This window comes from Stenotrophomonas sp. CASM114, assembly GCF_049384325.1.
Classification (GTDB): domain Bacteria; phylum Pseudomonadota; class Gammaproteobacteria; order Xanthomonadales; family Xanthomonadaceae; genus Stenotrophomonas; species Stenotrophomonas muris.
In genome coordinates, this window is sequence record NZ_JBMRGJ010000003.1 from 131,568 (window position 1) to 143,221 (window position 11,654).

General features: G+C 67.5%; 9 protein-coding genes. 5 read left to right on the forward strand and 4 right to left on the reverse strand.

Annotated features, from left to right (window positions below; translation table 11 throughout):
- The first annotated feature begins 26 nt into the window (after window positions 1–26).
- Complete coding sequence (locus tag VG566_RS05195) at window positions 27–1,229, forward strand: MFS transporter (RefSeq protein ID WP_401732607.1); 1,203 nt, start codon at window positions 27–29, stop codon at window positions 1,227–1,229.
- 95 nt (window positions 1,230–1,324) lie between these two features.
- On the opposite strand, the gene VG566_RS05200 is transcribed toward VG566_RS05195, so the two are convergent.
- Window positions 1,325–2,740: a GGDEF domain-containing protein gene (locus VG566_RS05200; protein WP_032958025.1), complete on the reverse strand. Its 1,416-nt coding sequence runs from the start codon at window positions 2,738–2,740 to the stop codon at window positions 1,325–1,327.
- A gap of 286 nt (window positions 2,741–3,026) precedes the next feature.
- On the opposite strand from VG566_RS05200, the gene VG566_RS05205 reads away from it, so the two are divergent.
- Both VG566_RS05205 and VG566_RS05210 read left to right on the forward strand, forming a co-directional pair.
- Complete coding sequence (locus VG566_RS05205; RefSeq protein WP_241884150.1) at window positions 3,027–5,276, forward strand: TonB-dependent siderophore receptor; 2,250 nt, start codon at window positions 3,027–3,029, stop codon at window positions 5,274–5,276.
- A gap of 183 nt (window positions 5,277–5,459) precedes the next feature.
- On the forward strand, window positions 5,460–6,440 hold the full coding sequence (locus tag VG566_RS05210) for a cation diffusion facilitator family transporter (RefSeq protein WP_032958024.1): 981 nt from the start codon (window positions 5,460–5,462) through the stop codon (window positions 6,438–6,440).
- A 38-nt stretch (window positions 6,441–6,478) separates the two neighbouring features.
- On the opposite strand, the gene nfi is transcribed toward VG566_RS05210, so the two are convergent.
- Window positions 6,479–7,153 (reverse strand): deoxyribonuclease V, encoded by a 675-nt coding sequence (nfi, locus tag VG566_RS05215; protein WP_169410877.1) that lies wholly within the window; start codon window positions 7,151–7,153, stop codon window positions 6,479–6,481.
- A gap of 93 nt (window positions 7,154–7,246) precedes the next feature.
- Here nfi and gpmA point away from each other — a divergent pair, with 93 nt between their 5' ends.
- Window positions 7,247–7,996, forward strand: coding sequence for a 2,3-diphosphoglycerate-dependent phosphoglycerate mutase (gene gpmA / locus VG566_RS05220; protein WP_014036448.1), 750 nt, complete (start codon window positions 7,247–7,249; stop codon window positions 7,994–7,996).
- Window positions 7,997–8,106: 110 nt separating this feature from the next.
- Here the strand turns inward: gpmA and VG566_RS05225 are convergent, their stop codons facing one another.
- Window positions 8,107–8,568, reverse strand: coding sequence for a hypothetical protein (locus VG566_RS05225; protein WP_241884151.1), 462 nt, complete (start codon window positions 8,566–8,568; stop codon window positions 8,107–8,109).
- Between the two features lie 137 nt (window positions 8,569–8,705).
- Between VG566_RS05225 and VG566_RS05230 the strand changes: the two genes are divergently transcribed.
- The gene (locus VG566_RS05230; RefSeq protein ID WP_241884152.1) at window positions 8,706–10,799 is read left to right on the forward strand and encodes a M13 family metallopeptidase; all 2,094 of its coding nucleotides are present in this window, start codon (window positions 8,706–8,708) and stop codon (window positions 10,797–10,799) included.
- A gap of 200 nt (window positions 10,800–10,999) precedes the next feature.
- Here VG566_RS05230 and VG566_RS05235 read toward each other — a convergent pair whose 3' ends face one another.
- A complete protein-coding gene (locus VG566_RS05235) occupies window positions 11,000–11,617 on the reverse strand; it encodes an HD-GYP domain-containing protein (protein ID WP_014646442.1) in 618 nt (205 codons plus the stop codon).
- Window positions 11,618–11,654 lie beyond the last annotated feature (37 nt).

Here is an 11,654-nt window from a genome sequence, read left to right on the forward strand (position 1 = left end):
ATTGCAACTACATCATGAGCGCATCGATGTCCCGCCCATTGCTGACCCTGCTCGCGGTCGCGGCCGGCGCCAGCGTTGCCAACGTCTATTACGCGCAACCGCTGCTGGATCGGCTGGCACAGGCCTTCGCACTGGACCGTGCCGTGGCGGGCGCAGTGTTGGCGGCAACCCAGGCCGGCAGTGTGCTGGCATTGCTGGGCCTGCTGCCGCTCGCCGATCGCGGTGACCGGCGACGCCTGCTGCGGATGCAGTTGATGGCGCTGGTGCTGGCCCTGCTGTGGCTGGCAGCGGCACGCACGGCCGGTTGGCTGTTGTCGGGCATGCTGCTGGCCGGGCTGTTGGGCACCGCGCTGACTCAGGGCTTGATCGCCTATACCGCCACGCTTGCGCCGCCCGAGCAGCGCGGGCGCCTGGTGGGCGTGGTGCAGGGCGGCGTGTTCATCGGCCTGTTGCTGGCGCGCGTTGTATCGGGCGCGGTCGCGGCCACCGTCGGCTGGCGGGCGGTCTATCTGCTGTCGGCAGCGCTGATGGCGGCCCTGGCCGTGCTGCTGTGGCGGCGCCTGCCGGCGGTGCCGGTGCCGGCGGTACCACCGCGCTGGCGCGAACTGCTGGGTTCGATGCTGGGCATGCTGCGCCGGGACCGCGCGCTGCGCGAGCGTGGGCCGCTGGCATTGCTGCTGTTTGCTGGCCTCAACGTGTTCTGGGCTGCGGTGCCGCTGCCGCTGTCGGCGCCGCCGTTGCAGTGGTCCACCGCGGCCATCGGCGCACTGGGCCTGGCCGGCGTAGTGGGCGCCTTGATGGCGGCGCGGGTCGGGCACTGGATGGACCGCGGTTTCGCCGGTCGGGTCAGTCTTGGCGCGTTGCTGCTGATGCTGGCCGCGTGGTGGCCGCTGCTGGGCCTGCCGCAGGCGCTGTCGTTGCTGCTGCTGGGCGTGATCGTGCTCGACCTCGGTGGGCAGGCACTGCACGTATCGAACCAGGCGCTGCTGCTGCGTGCACCGGCAGAACAGCATGGGCGCCTGGTGGCGTTGTACATGCTGTTCTATGCAGTGGGCAGTGGTGCCGGTGCGGCTGCCGGGCCCTGGATGCAGGCCCGGCATGGCTGGCCTGCCGTGTGCCTGCTGGGTGCAGGCATCGCGGCACTGGCGCTGCTGTGGTGGGCAGCATGGCGGGTGGTGGCGTCCAATGCATCGGCTGGCGGGCGAACCGGTAGAGTCGACTGTCGGTAGAGTCGACTGTCAGTCGACTGCTCTTCGCCCCGCGTGCGAAAAATCCCGCGCTGCGCGCGATAGTCGACCAGCGGTCGACTCTACCTGTCCTGTCGTCATCGCTGCAGTGCGCGCCGTCCCGGTGCTTCCTCAAGGTCCGCGCTGGCCACTACCACGCGGTTGCGGCCGCTGCGCTTGGCCTCGTACATCGCCGCATCGGCCCGTGCCATCAGCCGCTCGTAGTCCGGGTGGCCGTCATGGCCGGCTACGCCGATGCTGGCGGTCAGTGCCAGTACCTGGCCGTTGGCCAATGCCACCGGTGACTGCGCGATCTGCCGCCGCAGGCTTTCGGCGATCACCGCGGCCTGTGATTCGCTGGCCGCGACCAGCACCACCACGAACTCCTCGCCGCCATAGCGGAACAGGTAGTCACTGCCGCGGGTCAGCTGGCCGAGCAGGCCGGCGACGTGCTGCAGCGCGCGGTCCCCGGCGTCGTGGCCGTGGCCGTCGTTGATCGCCTTGAAGTGATCCAGGTCGAGCAGCAGCAGCGAGAACGGCGTGCGGTTGCGCGTGGCCAGCTCGATCTCCCGGCGCAGCACGGTAGGCAGGAAGCGGCGGTTGAGCAGGTTGGTCAGCGCATCGCTGCCGGCATCCAGCTCGCCGATGCGCTCGAACAGCAGCGTCATCAGGGTGCGGATGGCGGCCAGGTCCTCGCGGATGGCCGGCAGCACCGCCAGTCGTTGTGCCGGGGCATCGTTGCTCGCCCGCTGCAGGTTGCTGTCGATGCGGGCCATCAGCTGGCCGACCTGCCGGGTCTCGCTGCTCTCGCCGAAGCTGGGGATGCCCTTGTGGGTGAACCACAGGCCGAACTCGGAAGTGGCCAGGCTGGCGCTGTCGCTGGCCTGTACGTGGCCAGCGAGCGCGTAGAGCAGGGCGTTCTCCCAGTCCAGCAGCAGTGCGCGCTGGCGTTCGCGTTCGGTGCCGACGTTCTGCACCAGCGAGAACAGCCGGTACGCCGCATCGGCACGGGTCGAGCGCTCGCGTGCATGGGTATAGGCCAGGGTCATGCCTTCCATGGCGATGTCCATGATCGCGCTGAGGCAGTCGATGGCGGCGAACGCAGTGGCACTGTCGGGCGCGTCGTCGTGCAGGCGCACGAACAGTTCGTGCTTGAGCACGCGCGCGCCGCGGGTGACCAGGTCCACCGGAATGCCGACCCGGGCATGCACATCGCCGATTACCCGCTGCGAGGCAACGGCGCCGGCAATACCGTCGGCATTGGTGGTCAGCAACTGCACCAGCCAGCGCTGCATGGCCGGCTGCAGGCGCTGCTTGACCTGGTCGTGGGACAGGAAGCGGCGTGCACGCCCGTCCTGCAGCAGCACCTCGTAGAAGCGTTGGGCCAGCGCCGGCGGGGCATCGGCGGCGGCGGCGTGCAGTAGCGCGGTGGCGGCAGGGCCGGCCTGTTGCAGGCAGTGCTGCCAGGCCTCGGCCAGCGGTTGGCTGGCATCGTCCAGTTGGGGTGGTTCCACGTCGATCTCTGACTGCGTACGGCAAACCACGGGTATCGGCCGCGGTGGCGCACGGTTGATGGCGGGTTGGCCGGTCAGTTTATGCGCGATGCAGGGTTGCACGGCGCGCAAAGCACGTCGGCGCCGCGGCGGCAATGAGTGAACGCATTTGAGAATCACTCGCACTGATGGGAGAATGCGCGCACGGATCGGCCCGCAGGCGACTGCAGCGACGCTCCGCCTCCTCCTCGTCGTTGCCTCAAGCCCTTTGCCAGAGGCCCCGTTGCCCTGCCAGAAGGTCCAGATCATGTCTCCTGCCGTTGTCCTTTCGCCGCGCCCGCTGGCGCTCGCCGTTGCCGCCCTGCTGGCGGGAAGCGCCCTGACCGCCCAGGCCGGAACCGATGCCACCGATATCGACACGGTGCATGTCACCGCCTCGCAGATTGCCCGCCAGGCACTGGGTACCTCGACCATCACCGCCGAGGACATCGCCAAGCGCCCGCCGGCCAACGACATCGCCGAGCTGCTGCGCACCATGCCGGGCGTCAACCTCACCGGCAACAGCGCCTCGGGCCAGTACGGCAACAACCGCCAGATCGACCTGCGTGGCATGGGGCCGGAAAACACCCTGATCCTGGTCGACGGCAAGCGCATCGGTGCGCGTGACGCCGTGCGCATGGGCCGTAGCGGTGAGCGCAATACCCGCGGTGATACCAACTGGGTGCCGGCGGAAATGATCGAGCGCATCGAAGTGCTGCGCGGCCCTGCGGCGGCACGCTATGGCTCCGGTGCGTCCGGCGGCGTGGTCAACATCATCACCAAGCGCCCGACCGGCGACCTGACCGGAGCGGTCGACCTGTATGGCCTGGTGCCCGAGCACAGCGCCGAAGGCGGCAGCGAGCGCGTCGGCCTGCGGCTGAGCGGGCCGATGACCGACACCCTGTCGTTCCGCCTGTACGGCAACCTCAACAAGACCGACGCCGACTCACTGGACCTCAACCGCCAGTACGCCACCAACCCGAACGCGGTGCCGCCGGCTGGCCGCGAGGGTGTCAAGAACCGCGACGTCAACGCGTTGCTGCGCTGGGACATCACCGCCGACCAGGTGGTGGAGTTCGAAGCCGGCACCAGCCGCCAGGGCAACATCTACGCCGGTGACCGCGCGGTCAGCACTACCGGTACCTCGACCGGCGTTGACCTGGCGGCGCTGGCCGAAGGCGAAGCGGAAACCAACCGCATGTACCGCAACACCGGCGCGATCACCCATCGCGGCCGCTGGGGCGACGTGACCTCGCGGGTGACCGCCGCGGTGGAAGCGGTCAACAACTCGCGCATCAATGAAGGCCTGGCCGGTGGCCCGGAAGGCAGCTTCAACGGCACCGACTGGTCGACCTCGCGCCTGCGCAACTACCAGCTGGATGGCGAAGTGAGCTTCCCGACCTCGCTGGGCAGCGCCGAGAACATCTGGACGCTGGGCTTTGAATACCTGGACAGCCGCCTGACCGACCCGTACTCGATGAGCCAGTCCAGCAGCAGCGGCGGCGGTATCCCGGGGCTGTCGGCCGATCGCGCGCGGGGCAAGGCCGACGCGCAGACCACCGCAGTGTTCGTCGAAGACAACATCTACCTGGGTGAGCGCTGGATCGTCACCCCGGGCCTGCGCTTCGACCACCACAGCCAGTTCGGCAACAACACCAGCCCCAGCCTCAATGCGCAGTTCCGCATCAACAGCGACTGGGTGGTGAAGGGCGGCATCGCCCGCGCGTTCAAGGCGCCGAACCTGTACCAGTCCAATCCGGACTATCTGTACTACACCCGTGGCAACGGCTGCCCGAATGCACTGCCGAGCCTGGGTGCCGGTTGCTACATGCGCGGCAACGCGGACCTGAAGGCGGAAACCAGCCTGAACAAGGAACTGGGCATCGAGTGGGCACCGCAGAGCGGCTGGCAGGCCTCGTTGACCTACTTCCACAACGACTACAAGGACAAGATCCAGGCCGGCTTCACCCAGATTGGCCTGACCGCCGACACCAAGGGCCGCATCTTCCGCTGGGAGAACGCGCCCAAGGCGATCGTGCAGGGGCTTGAAGGCAACCTGGTGATCCCGCTGCTGGGCGAGCAGGGCAACCGCCTGAAGTGGAGCAACAACTTCACCTACATGGTGGAAAACGAGAACAAGAGCACCGGCCAGCCGCTGTCGGTGATCCCGAAGTACACCGTCAACACGATGCTGGACTGGCAGGCCACCGACAAGCTGTCGGTGCTGCTGACCGGCACGTTCTACGGCAAGCAGAAGCCGGCCACCGCCAACATCAACAATGATCCGCGCTGCACCGGCAGCTGCGATCCCTCGATCGCGCTGCAGGACCGCGGTGCCTACAACATCTGGGGCGTGAGCGCGCGCTACAGGGTGACCGGGACCGTCAGCTTCGGCTTCGGCGTGAACAACCTGGCCGACAAGCGCCTGTTCCGCGAGGCCAACAGCAGCGATGCCGGTGCGGCGACCTACAACGAACCGGGCCGCGCGTACTGGGCCAGCCTGCGCTTCGGGTTCTGACCGCACGCGGACGCCGGTCCGCTGCGGTCGCCAGGCCAGGCCTGGCGCTGCCGGCCACGCTCCGGTAGCGCCGGGCCTTGCCCGGCGACACCGGCGCCGCGCGCCTGCAATGTTATAAACACCGTAATAGTCTCCCCCGCCAGCACGGCGTAGCCTGCACCGCATCGCAAAGGAGCTGTTGCCATGGGCCACGACCACGATCACCTGCCATCCCAGATCCGCCACGAGAAACCCTTGTGGTGGGCGCTCGGCCTGACCTCCACCTTCCTCGTCATCGAGGTGGTGGGCGCGTTCTGGACCAACAGCCTGGCGCTGCTGTCCGACGCGGCACACATGGCCACCGATGCACTGGCACTGATGATCGCGCTGGTCGCGGTGCGGTTGAGTCGGCGCCCGCCGGACGCGCGCCGCACCTACGGCTATGCACGCCTGGAAGCGCTGGGCGCGATGATCAACGGCGCCATGCTGTTCGTGGTCGCCGCCTACATCCTGTGGGAGGCGATCGGTCGCTTCCGCGAACCGCAGGAGATCGCATCTTCGGGCATGCTGGTGATCGCCGCCGCAGGCCTGGTCATCAACCTGATCTCGATGCGCCTGCTGCAGGCCGGCAGCGGCGAGAGCCTGAACGTGAAGGGCGCCTACCTGGAAGTGTGGGCGGACATGCTTGGCTCGGTGGCGGTGATCGCCGGTGCGTTGTTGATCAAGTGGACCGGCTGGAAGCCGATCGACCCGATCCTGGCGGTGCTGATCGGCCTGTGGGTACTGCCGCGCACCTACGTGCTGATGCGCGAGGCGATCAACGTGCTGCTGGAAGGCGTGCCCAAGGGCATGGACGTGGCCAAGGTGCGCGACAGCCTGTCCGGTCATGCTGCGGTGCTGGACGTGCATGACCTGCATGTGTGGGCGCTGGCCTCCAGCACGCCGGCGCTGACCGCGCACATCGTGATGCGCGACGGCACCGACGCCGATGCGCTGCGCCGTGAGCTGGGCGGGCGCCTGCACGATGACTTCGGCATCGAGCACGTGACGCTGCAGATCGAAGCGGACCACTGTGGTGAAGCCTGCGCTGGACCGGCGTCGGCCAAGGGCGGCGCGCAGCAGGGCCATGAAGGCCACGACCACGGTGAGGACGCGCAGGGCCATCGCGGCCACGTGCATCATTGAATGAAAATGAAAGCCGCACCGGGGAATGCCCGGTGCGGTCATTCGTCGCGTCGCGAGGCCAGCCGATCCGCCAGCCGGGTCGGTTCCGGCAGCCGGTAACCGCGCAGCGTGCGCTGCACCCAGTCCAGCGCGGTATCGGCACTGACCCGATGGCCGCCGGCCACGAACAGCGGCTTGCAGCGCACCTTGCTGCGCAGCACCCAGCCCAGTTGTTCGTCGCCATCCTGCAGCGGCGCATGTGCACCGGCCTCGGCGCCCGGTTCGACGAACCGGCCCACCAGCTTCGACTTGGCCACGCCGATGCTGGGCAGGTCGGTGACCACGCCCAGATGCGCGGCCACGCCCAGCCGGCGCGGATGGCTGATGCCATGGCCATCGACGAACACCAGGTCCGGCGTGCGCGGCAGCAGCGCCAGCGCGGCCAGCAGTGCCGGCAGCTCGCGGAAGCTGAGCAGGCCGGGGATGTAGGGCATCACCGTGGGGATGCGCGCGATCTCCTGCGCCACGGGCTTCAGCGTCTCCACGTCCAGCAGTACCGCCGCGGCGCGGGTGATGGCGCCGCCGTCTTCAAAGCCAACATCCAGCCCGGCCAGCCAACGGACGTCGCGTGGCAGGCGGTCCTGGCGCTCCACGCGGCCGGCCAGCTGGAGCTGCTGCGCGCGTGCCGCGGAGACGCTGCCTTCCCAACATCCGGGATCGATCACCGTATTCATCGGTCACAGCATCGCACGGGCGGCGCCACGGCCCGGTGAGCGGCGGCCGGGCTACAATGGCGGCCTGCCTTTCCTCGCGTTGGAGACCCTGCAGTGACCCGTAAACTCGTACTGTTGCGCCATGGCCAGAGCCAGTGGAACCTGGACAACCGCTTCACCGGCTGGGTCGATGTCGACCTGACCGAGCAGGGGCGCCGGGAAGCGGCCGCCGCCGGTCGCCTGATGCGCGAGGAAGGCCTGCAGTTCGACGTCGCCCACACCTCCGTGCTCAAGCGTGCCATCCACACCCTGCAGGGTGCGCTGGCCGAGCTGGAGCAGGACTGGCTGCCGGTGAACAAGTCCTGGCGCCTCAACGAGCGGCACTACGGCGGCCTGCAGGGGCTGGACAAGGCCGAGACCGCGGCCAAGCACGGCGAAGAGCAGGTCAAGGTCTGGCGCCGTTCGTACGACATCCCGCCGCCGCCGATGGACCTGGAAGATCCGGGCCACCCGATCCATGACCGCCGCTACGCCGGTCTGGACCGCAACGCGCTGCCGGGCACCGAGTCGCTGGCCACCACCCTGGACCGCGTGCTGCCGTACTGGCACGACGCCATCGCGCCGCAGCTGAAGGACGGCAAGACCGTGCTGGTCACCGCCCACGGCAACTCGCTGCGCGCGCTGTACAAGTACCTCAACAATGTCTCGCGCGAGGAGATCCTCGAGCTGAACATCCCGACCGGCATCCCGCTGCTGTTCGAACTGAACGACGACCTGACCGTGCAGTCGTTCCGCTACCTGGGCGACCCGGAAGCAGCGCGCAAGGCCGCCGAAGCCGTGGCCAACCAGGGCAAGGCGAAGTAAGAAGCACAAGGCCGGCGCAAGCCGGCCTTCGCTTTTGTAGAGCCGAGCCCACGCTCGGCCGGCGCTGTCGCAACCCGGTAGAGCCAACCCATGGGGGCTGCATCAGCCAGCTACGAGGGAACCATGCGGCGCACCTTCGGCGGCTGCAACGCGGCAATGTCGATGACGTGTTCCTGGCATATCACCTGATAGTGCGTGAATGGGCCCGGGTAACTGACATCGGCAAAGGTGGCATGGTCCAGATAATCGAGGAACTTCGAACGGCTGTAGCGGCGGAACAGGTTGCCGCTCCAGGTTTCGGCGTCGTCCCAGCGCTGGTAGGACTCGTTGTGCACGGCGTAGCTGATGTAGTGGTCCCAGATCAGCTCAAAACGCTGCGAGTGGGGCATCACCTCTATCGCACGCGCATCATCGATTGAACGTCCATGAGCGAGCTCCACACGGGAGGGCTTTCCGACCACCAGGCCTTCCTCGACGACCAGGCGCAGACGATTCGCTTCCGGCTCGCCGATGCCCGCCAGGAACAGACACTCACAAGCGTCGATGGCCTGCAGCAGCGCAGCTTCGTCCATGGTCATGAAGTCCAGTGATCGCGGAAGCCAGAGCATAGCGGCATGCAGACGGAGCCGCGCCATGCGCTCGTGACCTTTGGCCGGTCCCCAGCGTCGCTCCCGCGGCTACCCTGTGAAATTACCCGCAGGAGAGCCTCATGAACGTCCGCAATCTGGTCCCGCTGGGCCTGACCATCGCCATCGCTGCCTCACTGGCGGCCTGTGGCAAGAACGAAACCGCCCCGGCGGCCAGTGCCGACGCCAAGCCGGCCTTCGACCTGTCGCAGATCAAGACGCCGCTGATCTCGCTCAACAGCGCCGACCTCGATCCGGCCATTCCGGCCTGTACCGACCTCAATGGTTTCGTCAACAGCAAGTGGCTGAAGGCCAACCCGGTGCCGGGCGACCAGACCACCTGGGGCAGCTTCGAGATCCTGCGCGAGCGCTCGCTGGAAGTGCAGCACGCGCTGGTGCAGCAGGCCGCCGCCAGCCAGGCCAAGGCGGGCTCGGTGGAAGCGAAGATCGGTGACATCTGGAAGACCGGCAACGATGAAGCGAAGATCGAAGCTGCCGGCCTGGCGCCGCTGCAGCCGCAGCTGGACAAGATCACCGCGCTGAACGACACCGCCGCCATCACCCGGTACCTGCGCGACAGCCAGGCCGAGGGCAAGGGCGTGCTGTTCTCGCTGTTCGCCAATGCCGACTACAAGGATTCGGCCAACGTCATCGCCTACGTCGGCCAGGGTGGCCTGGGCCTGCCGGAGAAGGGCTACTACTTCGACGATGCGCAGGCCAAGATCCGCGACGCCTACGTGGCCTACATCGCACAGGTGCTGACCCTGTCCGGCGTGGACGCGGCGCAGGCCGCCGAGCAGGCCAAGGCCGTGATGGCCTTCGAAACCCGCCTGGCCAAGGCCTCGATGTCGCGCATCGAAATGCGTGACCCGGCCAAGCGCTACAACCCGCTCAGCGCGGCTGAGGCCGACAAGCTGACCCCGAACTTCAGCTGGACCGCGCTGTTCGAGACCCTCAAGGTGCCGGCCGCGCAGAAGTTCTCGCTGGCCCAGCCGGGCTTCTTCGCTGAAATGGACAAGATGCTGTCCGATGTGCCGGCCAGCACCTGGCAGGCCTACCTGCGCTTCCACACCATCGACGACGCCTCGCCGTACCTGAGCAGCCAGTTCGAGAAGGCCAACTTCGATTTCTATGGCACCACCCTGCGTGGCCAGAAGGAAATGCAGCCGCGCTGGAAGCGCGTGCTGGAGTCGGTCAACGGTGGCATGGGCGAAGCCCTGGGCCAGCTGTACGTCGACGCCGTGTTCCCGGCCGAGTCGAAGGTCGCCATGCAGCACTTGGTGGAAAACCTGTCGCAGGCGCTGAAGGCGCGCCTGGAGCAGCTGCCGTGGATGGGCGAAGAAACCAGGAAGAAGGCCCTGGAGAAGTGGGCCAGCTTCACCCCGAAGATCGGTTACCCCGACAAGTGGCGTGACTGGGCGGGCCTGCAGACCAACGGCGACAGCTACCTGGGCAACATGCAGGCGGCGCGTGCGTTCAACTACCGCTACATGCTGGACAAGATCGGCAAGCCGGTGGACAAGACCGAGTGGGGCATGACCCCGCAGACCGTCAACGCGTACTACAACGCCACCAAGAACGAGATCGTGTTCCCGGCGGCGATCCTGCAAGCACCGTTCTTCGACGCCAAGGCCGATCCGGCGCTGAACTACGGCGGCATCGGTGCGGTCATCGGCCACGAGATGATGCACGGCTACGACGACTCGGGCAGCCAGTTCGCCGCCAACGGCAACTTCGACAACTGGTGGACCGACGCCGACCGCAAGGCCTTCACCGCGCGTACCGACCAGCTGGTCGCGCAGTTCGACGGCTATGAATCGGTGCCGGGCGTGTTCGTGAAGGGCAAGCTGACCCTGGGCGAGAACATCGGCGACCTCGGCGGCCTGACCGTGGCCTACGACGCGTTGCAGATGGCGCTGAAGGAAGACCCGAAGGCGAATGTCGAAGTGGATGGCCACAGCCAGGACCAGCGCTTCTTCATGAACTGGGCCACCGTGTGGCGCCGCAACTTCACCGATGGTGAGCTGCGCGTCCGCCTGAACACCGATCCGCACGCCCCGGCCAACTTCCGTGCCAACGGCGCACCGTCGAACATGCCGTCCTATGCCGCTGCATTCCAGTGCAAGGCCGGCGACGCGATGGTGCGTGCCGACGACAAGCGCGTGGTGATCTGGTAATCGATCACCCGTGACTGCGTGATGCGAAAGGCCCGGCGAATGCCGGGCCTTTTGTCTTCCAGGCCGGTAGCGCAGCGCCGACTGGTAGAGTCGACTGTCAGTCGACTATCGCGCGCAGCGCGGGATTTTCGCGATCTGGACGAAGAGCAGTCGACTGACAGTCGACTCTACCGACGGGTCGTTTCACCTTCCGGAAGATCTCAGGCCAGCTCCGGCTCCCGCGCCAGCATGCGATGGAAGCGCTGCAGCACGTAGGGATCCACCAGCCCTCCAGACTGCGAATCGATGATCCGCAACGCGGTTTCGTGCTCCATCGCGTCGCGGTACGGGCGCACGCTGGTCATCGCATCGTAGGCATCGGCGATGGTGACGATGCGCGCGCCCAGCGGGATGGATTCGCCGCGCAGCCCATCGGGATAGCCGCTGCCATCGAAGGCTTCGTGATGGGCGCGGATCAGCCGCGCCACGGGCGCGGCGTCGCTGCGGCCGGTGGCCAGGAAGATGTGCTCGCCGCGCACCGGATGCTCGCGCATGATCGCGCGCTCCTCATCGGTATGCCGGCGCGGTGCCAGCAGTACGTCGTCGGGAATGCCGATCTTGCCGATGTCGTGGAAGCGCGCGGCCAGGCCGACCTGCGCACAGGCCTCGTCGTCGAGATCGCAGTGCGCGGCCAGCCGCTGCGCGAACAGGCCGACGCGGTCGCAGTGATGGCGGGTGTAGGCGTCGCGCATCTGCAGCGACATCGAGAGGGCATCGATCAGGCAGGCCTGCGCGTGCAGCAGGTCGGGGGCGGGTACGGCGTCAGGAAACATGGTCATCCGCCCGCACCGGGTGGGGACCGGTGCGGGGTGTTCG